This window comes from Pseudoalteromonas sp. PB2-1, assembly GCF_045040605.1.
Classification (GTDB): Bacteria; Pseudomonadota; Gammaproteobacteria; order Enterobacterales; family Alteromonadaceae; genus Pseudoalteromonas; species Pseudoalteromonas arabiensis.
Window position 1 is genome coordinate 2,125,681 of sequence record NZ_CP090667.1, and the last position, 18,356, is coordinate 2,144,036.

The 18,356-nt window shown below is 36.2% G+C and carries 19 protein-coding genes and 2 pseudogenes; 8 read left to right on the forward strand and 13 right to left on the reverse strand.

All coding sequences use genetic code 11. The features are described 5' to 3' along the window. Window positions 1-58: 58 nt before the first annotated feature. Window positions 59-2,077: an ATP-binding protein gene (locus L0Z67_RS09870; protein WP_405127929.1), complete on the reverse strand. Its 2,019-nt coding sequence runs from the start codon at window positions 2,075-2,077 to the stop codon at window positions 59-61. A gap of 240 nt (window positions 2,078-2,317) precedes the next feature. Between L0Z67_RS09870 and L0Z67_RS09875 the strand changes: the two genes are divergently transcribed. The 3 genes from L0Z67_RS09875 (at window position 2,318) to L0Z67_RS09885 (ending at window position 5,823) form a co-directional block, all read left to right on the forward strand. Beyond that, complete coding sequence (locus L0Z67_RS09875) at window positions 2,318-3,613, forward strand: diguanylate cyclase domain-containing protein (protein WP_193987441.1); 1,296 nt, start codon at window positions 2,318-2,320, stop codon at window positions 3,611-3,613. Window positions 3,614-3,705: 92 nt separating this feature from the next. After that, on the forward strand, window positions 3,706-4,599 hold the full coding sequence (locus tag L0Z67_RS09880; protein WP_405127930.1) for a TIGR01777 family oxidoreductase: 894 nt from the start codon (window positions 3,706-3,708) through the stop codon (window positions 4,597-4,599). Window positions 4,600-4,680: 81 nt separating this feature from the next. After that, on the forward strand, window positions 4,681-5,823 hold the full coding sequence (locus L0Z67_RS09885; protein ID WP_062569330.1) for a GGDEF domain-containing protein: 1,143 nt from the start codon (window positions 4,681-4,683) through the stop codon (window positions 5,821-5,823). 5 nt (window positions 5,824-5,828) lie between these two features. Here L0Z67_RS09885 and L0Z67_RS09890 read toward each other — a convergent pair. Further along, a pseudogene (locus tag L0Z67_RS09890) lies at window positions 5,829-6,781 on the reverse strand (LysR family transcriptional regulator). A gap of 105 nt (window positions 6,782-6,886) precedes the next feature. Here L0Z67_RS09890 and L0Z67_RS09895 point away from each other — a divergent pair. Next, the gene (locus L0Z67_RS09895) at window positions 6,887-7,828 is read left to right on the forward strand and encodes a sodium-dependent bicarbonate transport family permease (protein ID WP_193987445.1); all 942 of its coding nucleotides are present in this window, start codon (window positions 6,887-6,889) and stop codon (window positions 7,826-7,828) included. Window positions 7,829-7,910: 82 nt separating this feature from the next. Next, window positions 7,911-8,330 carry a hypothetical protein gene (locus tag L0Z67_RS09900; RefSeq protein ID WP_062569333.1) on the forward strand — a complete coding sequence of 140 codons (420 nt, stop codon included), beginning with the start codon at window positions 7,911-7,913 and terminating at the stop codon, window positions 8,328-8,330. 8 nt (window positions 8,331-8,338) lie between these two features. Here L0Z67_RS09900 and L0Z67_RS09905 read toward each other — a convergent pair whose 3' ends face one another. The 3 genes from L0Z67_RS09905 to L0Z67_RS09915 form a co-directional block, all read right to left on the reverse strand. After that, complete coding sequence (locus L0Z67_RS09905; protein WP_062569334.1) at window positions 8,339-8,722, reverse strand: hypothetical protein; 384 nt, start codon at window positions 8,720-8,722, stop codon at window positions 8,339-8,341. A gap of 129 nt (window positions 8,723-8,851) precedes the next feature. Then, a complete protein-coding gene (locus L0Z67_RS09910) occupies window positions 8,852-9,424 on the reverse strand; it encodes a hypothetical protein (RefSeq protein WP_237114177.1) in 573 nt (190 codons plus the stop codon). A gap of 75 nt (window positions 9,425-9,499) precedes the next feature. Further along, window positions 9,500-9,682, reverse strand: coding sequence for a hypothetical protein (locus tag L0Z67_RS09915; protein WP_237114178.1), 183 nt, complete (start codon window positions 9,680-9,682; stop codon window positions 9,500-9,502). 417 nt (window positions 9,683-10,099) lie between these two features. On the opposite strand from L0Z67_RS09915, the pseudogene L0Z67_RS09920 reads away from it, so the two are divergent. Continuing rightward, window positions 10,100-10,332, forward strand: a pseudogene (locus L0Z67_RS09920) (hypothetical protein); the annotation flags it as partial. Window positions 10,333-10,602: 270 nt separating this feature from the next. Here L0Z67_RS09920 and L0Z67_RS09925 read toward each other — a convergent pair. From L0Z67_RS09925 to L0Z67_RS09945, 5 genes are all read right to left on the reverse strand, one after another. Then, on the reverse strand, window positions 10,603-11,394 hold the full coding sequence (locus tag L0Z67_RS09925; protein ID WP_237114179.1) for an MBL fold metallo-hydrolase: 792 nt from the start codon (window positions 11,392-11,394) through the stop codon (window positions 10,603-10,605). 105 nt (window positions 11,395-11,499) lie between these two features. After that, on the reverse strand, window positions 11,500-12,123 hold the full coding sequence (locus tag L0Z67_RS09930; RefSeq protein ID WP_405127931.1) for a Type 1 glutamine amidotransferase-like domain-containing protein: 624 nt from the start codon (window positions 12,121-12,123) through the stop codon (window positions 11,500-11,502). A gap of 136 nt (window positions 12,124-12,259) precedes the next feature. Next, window positions 12,260-12,823, reverse strand: coding sequence for a hypothetical protein (locus tag L0Z67_RS09935; protein WP_237126965.1), 564 nt, complete (start codon window positions 12,821-12,823; stop codon window positions 12,260-12,262). Window positions 12,824-13,239: 416 nt separating this feature from the next. Next, window positions 13,240-13,413, reverse strand: a complete 174-nt coding sequence (locus tag L0Z67_RS09940; RefSeq protein ID WP_165381462.1) for a hypothetical protein — start codon at window positions 13,411-13,413, stop codon at window positions 13,240-13,242. Between the two features lie 36 nt (window positions 13,414-13,449). Continuing rightward, entirely contained in the window at window positions 13,450-14,124 is a 675-nt protein-coding gene (locus tag L0Z67_RS09945; protein ID WP_405127932.1) for a hypothetical protein, read from the reverse strand. 197 nt (window positions 14,125-14,321) lie between these two features. Between L0Z67_RS09945 and L0Z67_RS09950 the strand changes: the two genes are divergently transcribed. Beyond that, window positions 14,322-14,738, forward strand: coding sequence for a type II toxin-antitoxin system HicB family antitoxin (locus L0Z67_RS09950; protein WP_405127933.1), 417 nt, complete (start codon window positions 14,322-14,324; stop codon window positions 14,736-14,738). 590 nt (window positions 14,739-15,328) lie between these two features. Beyond that, window positions 15,329-15,868, forward strand: a complete 540-nt coding sequence (locus L0Z67_RS09955) for a hypothetical protein (RefSeq protein WP_405127934.1) — start codon at window positions 15,329-15,331, stop codon at window positions 15,866-15,868. Window positions 15,869-16,015: 147 nt separating this feature from the next. Here the strand turns inward: L0Z67_RS09955 and L0Z67_RS09960 are convergent, their stop codons facing one another. The 3 genes from L0Z67_RS09960 to L0Z67_RS09970 form a co-directional block, all read right to left on the reverse strand. Beyond that, window positions 16,016-16,600: a hypothetical protein gene (locus tag L0Z67_RS09960; RefSeq protein ID WP_405127935.1), complete on the reverse strand. Its 585-nt coding sequence runs from the start codon at window positions 16,598-16,600 to the stop codon at window positions 16,016-16,018. A gap of 213 nt (window positions 16,601-16,813) precedes the next feature. Beyond that, window positions 16,814-17,314, reverse strand: coding sequence for a hypothetical protein (locus L0Z67_RS09965; protein ID WP_405127936.1), 501 nt, complete (start codon window positions 17,312-17,314; stop codon window positions 16,814-16,816). 274 nt (window positions 17,315-17,588) lie between these two features. Then, a complete protein-coding gene (locus tag L0Z67_RS09970; protein ID WP_405127937.1) occupies window positions 17,589-18,350 on the reverse strand; it encodes a potassium channel family protein in 762 nt (253 codons plus the stop codon). Window positions 18,351-18,356 lie beyond the last annotated feature (6 nt).

The following is an 18,356-nucleotide window of genomic DNA, read 5'->3' on the forward strand; positions in this document are numbered from 1 at the left end:
ATAAAATAATTAGGAAAGTGGAATTTTATAAGCCTAAAAGCAAGATTCCGTAACTTACTTATAAATCAAACTTTTCTTTAGCAGCAAGTATTGCTTGCTCAATGAATATGTTTTTAACGGGTTTAGAAATAAACATGTCCATACCCGCTTGTTTACATGATGCTTTATCATCAGCAGAGGTATTTGCCGTTAAGGCTACAATATAGGTTTTATCCGTAGGACATATAGCAAGTTCTCTTAATTGGCGCGTTGCTTCAAGGCCATCCAACAATGGCATAACACAGTCCATAAAAATTAAGTTATAGTGTTTTTGCTTACATTTATTAATTGCATCGACGCCGTCACAGGCAAAATCAGCGGATAACCCCATTTTTTCTAGAAAGGCCGAAAGCACGAAACGGTTGATTTGGTTATCATCAACAACCAGTATCGATAAAGCTAATGACGATAAATCAACGTCACTGCCACTATGGTTACTTTGATTTTGTGGCGTGCCTTTTTGCAAAGGTAATTGAATATCAAAACAGCTCCCTTTTTGATATTCACTTGACACATTAATTGTGCCACCCATGTAATCAATTAACTCTTTTATAATAGCAAGCCCGAGTCCTGTGCCCCCTTTTTTACGCTCTTTATTTACTTCTTGCGTGAACGGGGAAAACAGTGATTTCATAAAGGTTTCTGTCATACCAACCCCTGTATCACTTACTTGTAAGTGAAGTACAACAGTATCTTGCTCTGAGGTTGTGGTAGCTTTAATGCTAATATGACCGTCATCGGTAAACTTAAGTGCATTACTCAATAGATTTGAAACTATTTGAGTTATTCGCGTGTTGTCGCAAAACGTCCAGCATTCATCATCAATATTAATGTCTGTATCAAACCGAAGCTGTTTTTGTTCAAACAACGGGGTATATAACGACACTAAATCAATAAAAATGGTTTTCAGTAAGAAGTGACTTGGCTCTAACTGTAACTCGCCATGATTTATTTTTGTGAAATCCAGTACTTCATTAATAATATTCAATAAAATATCAGCACTGCGCAATGCTACTTTTAACTTTTCTTCACGCTTTTGTTCTGACTTTTCATAGAGTAAGGTTGTCAGCATCCCTGTAATACCATTAAGGGGGGTTCTTAATTCATGACTTATTTTTGCAAGCAGGATACTGCGGTCTTTTAATGTGCGTTCAGCGTCGGCCTTTTGCTGTTTTAGCTCTTCGCGTAGTAGCACTTCCTTAGTGATATCTTGGAATGTACCAATTAGGCGAATGCATTGCCCATTATTAAACTCAGCCTCACCAAAGGTCGACACCCAAATTGTTTTACCTTTCGCTGTTACAAGCTCAACTTCGTTTTGCCAATCAATGCCATGCTCTATCGCATCTGACACGGCTTTTTCAATCGCGCGTCGGCTTTCACCTTGCTTATAAAAATTAATCGCTGTCTCTATGTTTGGCGTATAATCTTCTGCTACTTCATGAATTATGCGTGTTTGTTTACTCCAATAAATACGATTGGTTGTTAAATCAAATTCCCAAGAGCCGATTTTGGCAACATCTTCAACTTGAGCCAGCATGTAATTCTTTTTGATAAGCTTTTGAGCATTATTATTTCGCGCAAATTCACTGCCCAGCCATTGAGCAAAAAGTTCAACATAGTCATGCGCTTCATTTGTAAAAGGTGTTGATGGCTGGGGAGCAGAAAAATTAAGCGTACCCACAACCTGATTTCCCACATAAATAGGCGCACCAATATAAGACTCTAATTGAAAATTAATATAACAAGGGTGTGCTGCGATATGTGTTTTTGACGCATGATAAAATGATAACGCTTTATTAGCCTTGAGTGTATGTAAGCAGTATGTATTTTCTAAATCAAATTGAGCACCTACTGCAATTTCATTATTGGGAGACACCACATGCAATACAGTATAAACCTGTTCACGGACTTCACTCACAATAGCAAAATCGAGGGCAAAAACATCTAAACCAAACCGTAAGATGTGCTGAACTTTATCTTCAAAACAAAGAGTCTGATCAGAAACAATATCATGAAATCGACGTAAAAAGTTCAACCTAACTCCCTAGGTAATAATTCTGGATTTATTTTGATAACAGCATACCAATAAATAGAAAAACACACATCAAATCAATCAAAAATACTTAGTTTTTATAATTAAAAGTCACTAAATCTGTTTTTGTTCATCACCTAGGTGCCTTTTTATCCTTCAGCTAAACTTTTATTGGCGTTATTCTCTAACATCATCAATACTTTATCATTAACAAAGCTCATTTCATTTTATTATGGCTTATTGATGTCACTAAAATTAAAGCTAACTCTGTTACTCTCATCACTGTTTTTAGTGTTATTACTAAATACTTCCATCGTGTTTTATCTCGATCAAGAAGGCCGCTCAAAACTTGACGCTGTTACTCGTACCCACTTAATTATTGATGAGTCAGAGCTACTTTATAATGATGTAATTAGTGCTGAAACAGGCCAGCGTGGCTATTTACTCACCCATGATGCAAGTTATCTTGCCCCCTATTATTCTGGAATAAAAGAAAGCCAATTTCGACTATCTGAACTTAATAGCCTCACTGTTGATAATAAAAAACAACAACAGCAACTAAGTGACATTCGCTTACTTGTTGAGCAAAAATTTGCTGAACTTGCACTAACAATAGAGCTTGCGCAACAAAATACCGATGCCTCAATCAAAAAAGCAATGTCCGTCGTTCGAAGTGACCAGGGAAAAATAATAATGGATCAACTAAGTGAAAAAATAAGCACTTTTCAAGATGACGAAAGACAGCGCCTCGATATCGAACGAAAAGAGTTTAGGCATAACAGAAAAGTAATCACCTCTATTGTTTCTATCCAGATCCCGCTATTTATTTTGCTTTCCGTTTTGTGTGCTGTGTATATAAGAAATAAGTTATTTAAACCGCTTAACCTATTAATTACCAATACTGAGAAGCTCGAGCGAGGAGAGAAACCAGATACTACACATTACACTGCCCATGATGAAATTAGCTACTTACTTAAACGGTTTTACCGAATGAGCCAGATCATTCATAAAAAAACGACAAAGCTCACCTTCCAAGCTAATCACGATCATTTAACAGGATTACTTAATCGTACAGAACTAGAGTCACAACTCATTGATGCTATCAATTTGTGTACTGAAGATAGTAAGGTCGCTGTTATTTTTATTGATATAAATAAGTTTAAAGAATTAAACGATCATTACGGTCATGCAGTGGGTGATGATATTTTAAAAGAAACGGCAAAGCGGATCAGTTCATCAACCCGTGCAGACGATGATATATACCGCTACGGCGGAGATGAATTTATCGTTATTATGCATAACACAGCCAAGACATCCTATGTTGAAGCGATGATCGCTCATTTAATTGCGCAATTTAAATTACCATTTGAAGTCGCAAATCAGCGTATTGAAGTTTCTTTAAGTATTGGGGTATCAATCGCTCCAGATCATAGTTGTGATGCACTACAATTAATAAAAAATGCTGACACAGCAATGTACAAAGCGAAAACAACAGCTAATAAAACCTATTTTTTCTACCAATCTAACGATGAAAACTGAACGTAAATATGTCATTTTACGTATAAATTTGCAAAAAGCAGACGTGCTATGTATAAAAAACATACACGCATATTTATAAAAAGGGTATCGCTATGCATATTTTGTTAACCGGTGGAACGGGATTAATTGGTAAACACTTGTGCCCTTTTTTACTTAATCATCATAAAGTAACTGTACTTAGTCGTAATCCAATTCAGGCAAATGTGCGGCTTACACATCAAGTACATGCTGTACAGACACTCGATGAAGTCGACTTTGAAGACATCGATGCGGTGATAAATTTAGCGGGTGAGCCTATTGTAAATAAACGCTGGAGTGAATCACAAAAGCGCACACTTTTTGAGAGTCGAGTCAATCTAACACAGCAAATTAGCAAAGCTATTAATCGCTGTGAGTCACCTCCTCATACTTTTATATCTGGTAGTGCAATTGGTTTTTACGGCCGTCAAAATGATAATCATATTGATGAAGAATTTAATGATATCTACCCTGAGTTTAGTCATGTGCTGTGCCGTGATTGGGAGCATGCAGCTACAAAAGCAGAATCAGAAAAAACACGAGTATGCCTGTTAAGAACCGGCATCGTGCTTGCAAAACAAGGCGGCGCCTTGTCAAAAATGCTACCCGCATTCAAGTTTGGCTTAGGTGGGCCACTCGGTCATGGGCAGCAAGGTATGTCGTGGATACACATTGATGACATGATCCAGCTTATTTTATTTATACTCACACACGAAGACATTCATGGCCCTGTTAACGCAACCGCTCCCGACCCCGTAAGTAATAACGTGTTTAGCCAAACCTTAGGCAGTGTACTGTCGCGACCAGCAATGCTTAGAATGCCTGGTTGGGTATTAAAGTTGATGATGGGTGAAATGTCAGACCTACTACTACATGGGCAATTCGTACTTCCCAAAAAAGTGCTCGCACATAATTACCGTTTTCATTATCCAACCCTTAAACCAGCACTGGAAAGTCTAAAATTGTAAGAACTAAATGCGTATTGCCATAACTCAACTAATACATAATAATTAATGTGAAAACAAAAATGTGTGAGTTTAGGATTATATATGGTGCACCTACCCACCATTATTAGTATCTCAATTTTATTGAACCTAATAATTGGTGCTTTTTTACTGTCTTTGTACTTTTTAAGAAAGCAGTCTAGCTATTTGTACTGGGGAAGCTCATGCCTAATTTTTGTGTTAGCGCAAATTACAGCCTCTTTAAGGCTCTTTGTAGATCTGCCATTTATCACCCATTACATAGCAGACTTACTCATAATTTCAGCTCCGTTAGCAGCTATTTTGGGTATACATGCGTATACGCAATCCGAAAAACAAAAGTTAAAGTTGTGCGCTTATTTATTGGGCGCTAGTGCAATCGTATTATTACCTTTGTATAGCAACTCAGTTAATCAACTTATAACAACAGCAGTGATTGCTGCATGTTTTAGTTATGCGGCTTATGCACTAAGAAAACTCAATGTCGAGCATATTATTCACTTGGTCCTGTTACAGCTATGTTTTGTTTTGCATGCTTGCATTATGCTCTTACAGCTAGGGTTATTAGTGATAGATGGGCTTAATATATTTACTTTCGATTTCTCACAAATACTCGCCATTATCTTACTGAGTCATATTGTGATAACCACACTAACGGCGATGATTTGGCCCTTACTTATGTTTTTAGAGTCTGAGCAAATTTTAAGTGACTTGGCCAATAGAGACCCGCTAACAGGCTTACTAAACAGACGCGCGTTTTTAACTATTAGCAATAACTATTTAGAACAAGCCAACAATAACTTAACCGAACTCTGTGCACTGATGATCGATATCGACTTTTTTAAAAAAGTGAACGATCAATATGGTCATGATACTGGCGATGAAGCATTAAAATGGGTTGCCAATAAAATTAAATCGCAACTTAGGGAAGGCGATCTTATCGCACGAATAGGAGGCGAAGAATTTGCCGTACTGCTCACCAACACCAGTTTACAAAAAGGCCAAGCATTGTCTGAGCGCATACGTGTAGCGATTAATAGTGAAACGTTTATACATCAGCAGCACGAAATAAAGCTATCGATTAGCGTTGGCATAATTACACACAAATCTGGCAGCAATAACATTAACGAATTACTCGCCCAAGCAGACAAAGGGCTTTATAAAGCCAAAAGTAATGGCCGCAACCAAGTGGTCATGATGGCCTTTTAGCTTTATTAATAACCAAGGCTGTCGTTAAGCGTACTTAATTCATTTGTTATCCAAGCTTTATCTAAGCATTGCTCTAGATTTAACTCAGCAAACTTTAAAAAGCTCCTTGCAGCGTGCGATAAATGCCGGTCAGTTCTAACAACAAAATACCAATGACTTGCAATCTGAACATCGGCCACATTAAGGATGCAAAACGAAGTGTCATGCGCAGGTAAAACATGCCAAGAAACAACCCCCAAGCCCATACCCGAACCAACCGATACACGAATAGCTTCATTGCTTGCCATCTGCACAGTGTTACTTAATACAAAGCCCCTACTTTGTAGTTCACTTTCAAATAACATACGCGTAGCAGAGCCTGGTTCTCGTAATAAAAAACGCTCCGTTACTAACGCTTTTAGATTTACATTTTTTTGCAAAGCAAGGTGATGGTTTTTTGGCGCAATAAAGACCAGTGGATTTTGTAAAAAACGCGCAGCTTTTGCGTGCTCCAACGAAGGCGGATGACTGAAAACATAAATATCATCTTCCCCTCTTTCAAAACGAGCTAACACCTCAGCACGATTACCAATTTCAAGCGGTAATTCAACGTGCGGATGTAAATTACTATAAGGGCCCAATAGCTTAGGTAGAATATATTGCGCAGTATTCACGATGGCAATCTTGCATTGACCACGCTCCCCCCTCTGAGCTCGGCTAAGTAGTCTCGGTAATCATCAAAGTGCCCAAACACTTGCTGGCATGTCTGAAAAAGTGCAAAGCCCGCTTCTGTCACATGTATACGCTGTTGGTTAACAACAATTAATGGCTCATTGACTGTTTCTTGTAAGCGTTTTATTTGCTGCGATACCGTAGGTTGCGTTAAGTATAATTGCCTTGCCGTTTCACTAATCGAGCGTGTTTTAACAACACACATAAACACTTCTAATAAACGAAAAGAGATATGCCTTAGATCCATACACCACCTATAGATAATCACCTATATGATGATATCAACTATTTAATTATTTTCTATATTAATTTTTATCTAGAATAGCGGCGCTTTAACTAAGAGGAGAACAAAGTGCCTGATATTGTTGTAATGTTTTTTGTTTTAGGTGTCATCGCTGGCTTATTAAGGTCGGATTTAAAAATTCCCCAAGCAACCTACGAAACATTGAGTTTATTACTCATGCTGACTATAGGCCTAAAAGGTGGAATGGTATTACATGGCAATTTACATTGGCAATTGCTACCTGAAATGGGCTCTGTATTACTACTTGGCGCTTGTATTCCGTTACTGCTTTTTCCTTTTTTAAAATATGTACTTAATTTATCAATCGCAAATAGCGCAAGTATTGCTGCGCATTACGGCTCAGTAAGTGCCGGTACATTCGCTGTTGCATTGGCCTATGCCGAGTCTAACTCGTTAAATGTAGGTGCAGAAGTAACACTCTATTTAGTGATGCTTGAGTTACCCGCCATCATTGTTGGTTTATTACTTTATCGCCGCTTAGGTAATGGCTCTGGGCAAAACTTATCACTTAAAGCCCTATGGCATGAAACTCTCACCAACAAAAGCGTGATATTGCTCGTCGGCGGCGTGATCATTGGTATGATGTACGGCACCCAAGAAGGAAGCCAAGTTACAAGCTTATTAACTAACAGCTTCAAAGTAGTACTGGCGCTATTCTTACTTGAAATGGGTTTAATGGCAGCGCAAACTTTACGCCCAATCCCTTGGCATCAGTGGCGATTAGCGCTATTCGCTATCATAACCCCTAACCTACTAGGTGCAATAGGTGTTTTTGTCGGCACCGCTTTACAGCTCGAGCTAGGATCCATTGTTATATTAGGTAGCCTAGTTGCGAGTGCTTCTTACATAGCAGCGCCGGCAGCAATAAAAGCAGCGATTCCAGATGCTGATATCGGCTTAGCAATGCTTAGTTCTTTAGGGGTTACGTTCCCGTTTAATGTACTAGTAGGAATAGGGTTATATCATCAAATAGCATTGTTTGTTTCGTAAAAAAGTAAGTTCAATCATCGCTTTATCAATGCGATTTAGTTAAAAGTCGTTTAAGATAGGCAAAAACAAGCAAGGAGCTGCCATGTTCAATTATAAACTCAACACTGAGCAGCAGCGCATAAGCGAGATTTTTCAACGCTTATGTAAGCTATGTGAAGTGAAAAATAATACTGAATTGGAACACTACTTATCATTAAAATCTGGGTTTTGCGATCACTGCATTGACAGTGCAACTCCACCCTACGAAGTCATTGATACCGCATGTAAAATGACAGACACAAGTTTTGATTTTGTATTAAATGGTCATAACCAAAATACGATGACGCTGGATGGTGATTTATTACAAGCGGTTAATAATGGCATTATTAAAAGCATTAAAAAGTTATCAACAGCAGGATTGATAAAAGGTGATAATCAAACACAAGAAGCGCTTAACCAATTAGCAAAAATTCAAGTTAAGCAAATAGAAAACGAAATCAAAATACAAAGCCAGATCAAATAATCTGGCTTTTAATTTCTACCTTTGTATAACTCGTTATAGATATTAGCGATGTTATTTTGCTGATCATAATATCGCTGTAACTCGCCTAACGACATGTCTTTCAGCTCTTTATCTGCCAAATTGCAGCAGCTATCCGCCAATGACAATTGCTCTAAGTCTGGCGACTGACCAATCAGCCCCGCAATTTCGCCTTTGAGTTGCTCAGCTTTATTAAAAAGTTTAATAGCACGGTTTAGGTCTGTTTCATTCTCAGCTTGAATGGTACACCAAACAGCTTCAACAGACTTTGTTCTTATCTGATCTTCAAAAATGCCCTTACGCGAAATTAACCAAATACTGGCAACCAGCATGATGGCTAAAACGGCAATGGCTATGTATATAAGTTCAAGCATTACGGTCCCTCGGTAAACTGAATGTTACTATACACCCAAAGTTAGCTTTCAACATATCAGTAAAAAGCATTATAAATGAAAGTAGAAAGCTGATATATAACAAAGTTATCATTTATACATATTTATCTATCAGGGCCAGCTCGGACTTACTAAAACCTTTAGCTTAGTTTTAAGCAAGCGAGGAAAAAGCATCACAATTGCAAGTGCGATACTTACATATAAGACGATAAAGCTGTAAATGTAGTGAACATAGGCATGCTCTTCTTGTATATTTAAAACAACCAATTTAAACCATAAAATAAGATGAGCAAAGGATAGAAGAGTTGTTAGCTTAATGACACAAAAGAACAAGTTTCCAAACTTGTAACTGAATTTTGTATGCAAGTAATACAAAAAATAAATACTAAGCACATTAATTAAAGATGCTACGAGGTAAATATGTTGCGTATTTCCTATACTTTTATTTTCTGCTATAAAAATTAGAACGTACTCCATCAAAAGTGAAGTTAGTGCATATTTTACAACTACAGATGCTATTGATAAAAAGTCACTAAAGTGTTCTCTATTTTTAAGTGCTCGATACAATGAAGAGGCCAGTGCTAAAACATACATAGTCGCTATAATAGCTTGGAGCGAAATAACTCGATGATCCTCGGTTGCAACTAACAAGTTATTGTACAAATTTTGAATAGATTCAAGCATTTTTCACCCTCTAAACGAATTCAAAGGGTAAAATGAAATGAAGAAAAAAACCAGCAAATTGCTGGTTTATTTATTTTAATTTTCTTTCTTATTTTTTCTAATGATAACAATACCACCTGTACCATTTAATTGGTATTCTTGCTTTTTCTTTCTAATTATTACGATCCCACCAGTACCTTGAAGTTTAGTTGTATCAAAAGACTGTGCAGGTAAAGCAGTTGAAGATAAAGTAGATAGTAATAAAGTAGATAAAGTCATTTTTTTGTTCCTTCATATTTAGGTATAAATAAAGATGCGATTTACAAGCAAATTTTGAGCCATTACATAGTTTTGAATAAAAACTATTCGCTCAGCTACCTATATAAGCATAAAAAACAACCTACTGGTTATTTTACAAGCTTATTGAGAACAAAAAACACTCACTCCACCTACCCTTTTAACCGAAGGTCAGCCTTTTATCTATTAGCCCTTAGAGCTCAGCGCCATAATTCTGACAATTAAGGTAGGTGTAGTGTGAATATAGTCGAACTTAGCTTTTGTTTTGCGGCCAAGTCTAAAAAGAGCAAGGTGATATAAAATTGGATTGGTGATGCATAATCAACTTCCTTGTGATTTTGCTTAATGAAAATAAATTAACAAGAGTCCTAGATGTCTAGTTGTTCAGGGGAAGTCCGCCGCGACAAAACCTTTATGGATGAAATCATTATTCTTTTTAAGTTTATTCATCTGTCACTTCATACCAGATGCAACCGTATATGCAAAAAGGTTGGCAAGCAATGGGCTATAAAGGTGCGCCTTAGTACTTTGAGTTTGTGATTGTGGGGATTGCCGTTTCAACGCTTGGGTTAATGAGATTGTTTAGGGCGTTTTGGGGTGGTCGCAGTAATAGTAAGAAAATCGCTAGTTAGGAGCTAGCGCCTCAAGCTTTAATTATAGTAGCTCATATCTGTTCTTACAGTTTTAATGAATAGGTTTAAATTTCATCTGACAGGCGGTTGTGAGCGATCAGCGGAAGTTCGTTCTAACACGTTTTTGGACATTTATGAGTTAGAATCGACAGACGGATCTGTACAATGGCTAGACATTGGTAACGCATTAAGCGGAGAGTAAAAGTGGGCTAAATTTGTGAAGCAAAGCGGAATCGAACCAACTGTTACGAATCCGCCTTAAACCCCTTATTACATGCCTTTCTCTTTTTCTATCACCGAAATTGTTCTTTCTACAAATCTTTTGAATGCTTCTTGGGGAAGGAATGGTGACCTACCGCCTAAATTGAATTTTTCCACAATACTCTTAGCTTGAGCATCATTCATTATTCGGTCTTCATCCCACCCTTTTTGGTGTAGCTCTCGGACTCTCATTATCCATTCTGAAGTATTTTTTCTGAATTCTAGTAAAGACAACTTTCTTGCTGGTGCGCCATGGCCGGGCACTATGAGAGACTCTTCGTCACCTAGCTTCATAATTGCATCAATCGCATCATTAAAACCTTGAAATCCACCTGCATAAAATGTTGGGTGCCAACTGGTATCGAAAACATCACCAACAAAGATAGTATTGCTAATTTTGTGGTAATAAATATTGTCATTCGATGAGTGTGACTTCACTTTAATATGAACAAGATCATCTGAAGTAGTAATACTCTCGACAAGCTTTGCGCCTTGCTCTATGAAAAACTCATTACCACCCGTATGATCTGAATGTGTGTGAGTATTCAAGATATAAATTATGGACTTATTGGAAATTGACTTAACTATGTTATCTAACTCTAGTAAATGCCCACCCCCTGGCATGGGATCGATTAAGGTCAAACCATTCTCTGTAGTTATTAATCCAATATTAGTTCCGTACTCCTTTCCACTCAAAATATGAACTTGATCAGATACTTTCTCTACATGGATATTGCTAGAAAAGACAGTAGAACTGAAAAATAGCAATGAAATTAATTGTATGCATTTAAATTTTGTCATAGCTCATCCTAGTTAAGCGATACTAAATAGTACATTGTCATTTAACGCCTTACTCACCGGAAAATGACGAGCGCCAGCGAGTTATTTTTCCGGTGCAGTAATTTGTTAAGTTTCGATGCCCCAGATCTCAAATTTATTCCCATTTACGATAATTGCTTGTGTGTTGCTAATTGGGCAAAGATCCATCTTCCCTTCATAACTAGAAATGATGCTCTCAACTGACTCTTTGAATGGAAAGTTTGTATGATGAGGAACCGGATAAATATCAATCATACCTAATGATGAAAACGTACCTATGTTCGGCGCGGCAGTGAAATCATCCATGTCTTTTACATACTCAATATTGCATGAAAGCACAATGGAACCGGCAGACTCTCCAATATACATTTTTCCTGAATTTATGTGTTCTGATATTAATTTATCCGCACCCGTTCTTTTCAGCTCTTGAAGTAAAAAGAAAGTGTTGCCGCCAGTAATATAGATGTAATCATTTTTTTGAATCGTGCATTCTATTTTTTCTTTTGTTGCCGTTGAAATTTCAAGCTCATCAACAATTAGCCCACATTTTTCAAGGGCCTCTTTTCCAGCGTCTACATAAAATTTCACTTCTTCGACAAGGCTCGCAGTAGGTATAAATGTAACTGTTTTGCCTGCACATTTTTCCTCGGCGAATTTCACGAATAAATCGGCCACATCCACGAAAGATGAAGCTAAAAACATCTTTTTCATTAAACCTCCTTCCTGCCCACGTACTTCTCTAGAAACTTAACGCCACAATAAACGGCACAAAATAGCAGGCTAAAATTGGGAGCGTAGCGGACACAGCCTGCTGTTTTGTGTCCGATTTTTAATTGCTTTGTTAGCATTACTCGCGTATATAGGCGAATAAATTATTTACTCTGAACATTTCTAACTGAACTGGAATTTTAGGTATTGTATCTATTATTGAAAAAGTAAAACCATGACTGAGCTTTTTGTCTTTAACAAATTCCAGGTAAATATTAACAAGATATAGAGCTGCTAATGACTCTAAAACGTTTTTCAAATTAGCTTTATTATAAAATTCATTTCGCTGATGCTTGACCTTGTTGTGGTTACTCCACCAGTCAGGGGAGATATTTTCTTCCCATGATTTCCACGGAATAAAACTTAGCCCATATTTATAACAAATAGCTGCTTGGCCGTTAAAATCCTTTAATTCATCTGAAATAATCTGCCTATAATTATTAATATTTTTAGCACTTAATTCTGGTGATATTTCCTTACACAACTCTTTTAATACAACATCAATTTCTGAGCAAATAGAAAGATATAATCGTACCATCTCTATTGAATATGTAGAGAAGTTACTCTCCGTAAACTCTACATAACGAGATAACTTTTCTACATCCGCCTCAAGAGAAAAATAATAAGGCCAATAGGAATGCACTGTGATGACAAATTCTCCTGTAATGCTAACAATTTAATAGTGCGCAAATCGCGCATATTTCTGCCACGTAACTGCTCACTTTTCTGATTACTACGTTTTTATCAAATTAGCTAACCTTTTGCTAGTTAACAAAATAATTTAAATTGGTAAAGTGGTCTTATGACAAGAATGCGCAAATTGCTCATTTTCCTGAATATAGGGGAAAGTTGTAAATTTTAAATATAAAAACTGTATCAAAAGAAAATTTTCAATGTCCACTATTTGTTCAAAGAAGACCGTTTGAGCAATTAGGCTAACTCTTTTTAAGGGCAAAAAAGAGTTAAAGCCGAACGTCCTAAAATAGCACAAGTGCAACTGTCAGATTTGATTGTGTTCTAACAATCAAACCTGACAGATCAAGTTAAGACTTATTCACTTTAATTTTGCGATTTTTCAATTTTAGAAATTAATGTATCAAGCACCATTAAGTCATTAGCCTTTTCCATATATTCATCACTATCTTCATCAAGCTGTTTAAGCTCCACTGTTTCTTTTTCAACTCTATCTTTAAGTGTGCTTTTTATTAATCTAAGCTCTAATTGTGAAAACATAATTATCCACTTCAATATTTTCAACATGTGCTTTTTTTAAACGAAAATATCTACTTCTTCAATTTTATCAGCTAACAACAAAGTCGCTTTTTCTTGATACAAATCAAAAGAATCATCTGATATAAATTTATCAAATGTATTAATAATTTCTTTCATAAAAGAGGCTCTAACTTGATAATTCGGGTTGTCAGGAAATTCCTTCGTAAGACTGTCTAACTTCTCTGAACTACTAGAAAGATACTCCATAACATTAATTTTTTTATCTGGATCTACGTTTCCTTTACCATAGGAAAGTATGCTTAGCTTAGCCTCCAAGCTATTCATATCCTCTGTATGCCTAGATATTATGGGGTTTCCTGATTTAGCAAGTCTAACAGGTTCGTCATCACCATATGTTCTTGCATATTTTTTTTCGACCTCATTTACATTTTTAACGATGTTATAAAGCTCTTTTATACTCATATTAGAAAAGTCTAACTCTTTTAATTTAAAGATTTCTTCATATGCACTGCTCTTATTCAACGATGAGTCAAAAGGCTTAGTTTCTTTTTCATCTTTAACTTTAGGATCTTGCAGACTTATCTCTTTGCCATCTAAGCTATTTTGTTTTAATTCAGAGGAAAGCGCTTCTTGTTTTTCGCCATTAATATTTTCAAAAAGAGTTACTTTTCTTTCCAATTGTACAGGAGGTGAGTTGGTGTTAATTTTCATAAAAAGTCCGTTTAAAATTGAGCACTCCCCTTTATCGGCTTAATTTTTAAAAAGCTTGAGGTTTATTTTTGAACATTTTTAGATTAACAGGACAAGTTTGAATAGCTGCAATAAGGCATCTAAAACGCATCAACTTCAGTAAACTTTAGTCCTATTCCCTTATCACTGTAGATAGACGTAACATTAGGAGAATAGCGATGTTATATCCAGTCGCAATTGAGAAAGGCACAAGTACAGAAGCATTTGGCGTAGTGTTTCCAGACGTTCAAGGCTGTTATAGTGCGGGTGACTCTTTTGAGCAAGCATTACTAAATGCCAAAGAAGCGCTCGACACTCATTTAGAGCTTCTAGCCGGAGACGGTATTTTACCACCACAAGCCAGTAACATTGATGATCACATCAATAATCCTGAGTTTGCTGGCTGGGTGTGGGCATTGGTTGATATTGACCTTGAACCTTACTTAGGCAAGGCTGGTAAAATTAATGTCACACTACCGAATCTACTTACTAAACAAATTGATGATTTAGTAAAAGCACATCCACACTATAAGAGTCGCTCAAACTTTTTACAGTTAGCGGCTATGCACGAAATACAAAATATTTCTGCACCATAAGTTAAGGACGCTTAACTTATGGCTTCAAACTAATATTAAAAGTTAATCTAAGCGCTAAACAGAGCGCCTTCTTTTTACTTAGCCAGTTCTGAAATAAAGGTATGTATTGTTTATAGGTAAACTTCAATGTCTTTCTACAAATGATGATTACTTACCCATTGTTCTAAAACGGTATTACCAAGTATTTGTTCCTTTGGTTGATATCCTTACACTTAGGCTATCTCTGTGCGATAATACTCACGGCTCTTGATTCTTGCCTAGCATATTTCAACGTTTGGTATCGCTTAACTGCATTTAATTTTTTATACACAATTTGCAAAAAATTTATACACGATACTTTACACACTATGTAACCATTGCAAGAAACATGAAGAAAAAACAAGCAATACAAAAAAGACAAAAAGCGCGTAATTAAAGGGTTAAGAGACTACATGGCGAACCAGCAATACTACGAAAACCAACCAACAATCTACTGGCACGACTAATGTAAAAAACACTCTAACTATTGTTTATAAAGTATATTTTATTTCCAATAACATTCTTTATACACACTTTTATACACACTGATATTTTTCATAAGTGAGGCTAACTTGGAAGATCTTTGGTTTAAAATTATTTTTTCCATCATACCGATAGCGATTTCTGGATACGCCGTATGGCTATCTACTAAGCAAGCAAAAACAATGCGAATTCATAATGAATTATCCGTAAGGCCTGCTATGTGTAGTAACCTTGATACTCATAAAAATGTTTTAACCTTTACAATTACAAACAAAGGTTTAGGGCCTGCTAAAGTTGACGAGTTTAAATTTTATTATCGGAATGAACTTATAACATATGATGATTTCAGCGCACTTATAGATGATAAATACAGAGATTTTTGTGAATATAATTCCCCCCCTATTACCTCAACACAAGATGAAGATAGCTTTATTGCTAAAGATAAAGATGTAACTATTCTAAAGCTAGTACTAGATGAGGAAAAAAAGAACCGCCCATCAAACGAAGATATTTTTAGAGAAGTAAAAGAGTCTTTTAATTTGGAATTTAGCTATACATCTCTTTACGAGCAAACAGTTGGGAAAAAGTATAACTTTACTACGAGAAAAAATAAGCCTACGCAACAATAGGCTTTAACTTAATCCATTAGCCCCAGCCTTAAAACCACCTATAGACACTTAACAGGCGCATAATAGCTTACTAAAATTAGGAGCGAAATGACGAAGAAAGCCAAGTTTTTTTCGTCCTTTATAGAGTGATTGTTAGCTGTCAGTTGGTCAGTAATTGCCGTTAAATATTGCAATTAATTCCTTTTCATTAAATATACGAGAATTAAACTGTCGTATACTTGAAGGCTTAGCATCTTGGTTACTGGTAAAATCGATTTCAACAAACAAAAACGTATACATACTGGTTTCATGTTTTATCCCAATTGTGTGAGATGCCAACAGTCTCTTCAACTTTTCGATACTATTTTTATTTTTTTCAAAAACAACTTTTATGTCTGATAGCTTTTTGAAAGGATGCTGTGCATGCAGCACTTTTCCACAAAATTGGTATAACTCTTTAAACTCTGTTTGCGACAGCGCGTCTGCATAACCAATTGGAAACAATATAGGCTGACTATTTGATGAATCGGGAAGTACAACATTACTTGGAAATGGATAAAATACTGTAGTTTTTTCACTAAGGTTTTCGATTATTTCCTTAGCATGCCATTCTGACCTTTGCTTTGAATTTAATTTATCTGTATTGACCAACATAGATAAATACGCAATTAGTTCTAAAATTTTTCTTATTTGTAATGTAGTAGATTCAATAAATACAATATTTTTTTTGTCTGCAAAGGCTTCAGCAGACATAAGCCGCTCTCTAATCTCAGTGATCATATCGCAGTATTTTTCAGTGGAAAAACTCAGCAAAGTACTATCCTTAATCGATGGTAGCTAACGCCCGCATAAGGAACAGCAAAACGTAGCAGCGATTGGTTCAATATTAGGCAGAGCACCAAAACTAATCGTCGCGTTATTTTGATACCTCAGCCCCGCATTTCAGGGCTCAAATCAATGCGTTTGTTATATGCCGTTATATGAATACCTTAAATAAAATGAGATCATTAAACACATAAATCCAATTGCCGCAATTGGCCCTTTGGGCGAACCGACTAAGAATGTAGTAAGAAATCTAAAAGGTGCCGCGATCCCAAAACTGGTTAGCAAATCAAAGACAGTGGTAAAAGCAAAGTTAAAACCCGCAATAATGAAAAAAAATGCTGCAATTAAGGCTCCAACAAACAACAATATTGAATCTTCACCTATGTAGTGACTAATTAGAAATAGTCCAACACCAATTGCAATTTGGACAAATGAAATTAAGACACCAAAGAGCTTGCTTTTAAATTTGCTAAGAGCCTGCTTAACATCATCATCAACTCTTCCCTGCATAGCTTGGAAGTAATTTTTGACGTATAAATTAGCTTTCTCCCTGAAGCCATCGGATATGAAATAATCCAACCCCATTAAAATAGTTGCTGCAAACTGCCATTTCATAATTAATAAGCTTTGTTCAGGTGCCATCAAAGTCTCCAAAGGCATTAAAATTACAATTTAATAGTGCGCAAATCACGCACTTTTCTGAGTAATTTATTTTTAACAAACTTGATCACTCATTGCCAACATTATTAAAAATACGAGTTATAGCTTTTTGAGAAAGATAAAAGAACGCAACTTGCACATTTTCTTGGATATGGGTGAACACTATTAGTTCAGGAGCCAAAAAATAAGGATTTTACAGAACAGTAATGTCCGCTCATACTTACCTATCAGGTCAGGAGTGATCTTGTACTTGAGTTCATTTCACTCTCCTTGATCTAAACTTAACAGCCCTATCAGAGGCAGTGAAATAGTTGGTTAAAAATTGACGACGTAGGAGAGAAAAACCAACTTTTTCATTACTTCTGATTGGCTTGTTAGGTCTGCACCATTTGGTTTCTTTCTTCTCTAGACCTCGCCCTGTATAAACGGCAAAACTAACTACTATAAGCATAAACCCACAAAGAACTTCATAAACTGAAAGAAGTTGAGGGAAGACACATTTAGGAGATATATCACCATAGCCAAGAGTAGTTATAGTAACTCCACTAAAATACAAAGCATCAAAATAGTCGGTAATGGCACCATCAAAATTTGATGGCGGTAATAAAATATAAATGCTGGCAAAGTTTAAGATAAGCTCTATGTAGCTCCTCATCGCTAACTGTATGCGCTCACCAAACTTTAATGTACTTTTGCTTGGCTCACCATTCAACTTCTCTATTGCATCTCTATAAAAGGCATAAATTATTTCATTTGCCCTTGAAAGCGGAAATATCCATATGATTGTATAAGCTACCCAAACAAAGGCCTCACCAAGTCCTGCATTATAAAATGGCACAGGCGAGAACAAATAAAGACCTAATGCCAAAAGAGATGCTACACACAAATATATCCAATTAAACTTCTTAATAAGTTTTCCAACTGACTTATCTTTAATTCTATATTTGGATTTTTTATAATCAGCAAAGAAATATGTGGGAGAAAATATAAATTCTAAAATTAGTTTTAAATACTTCATACTATC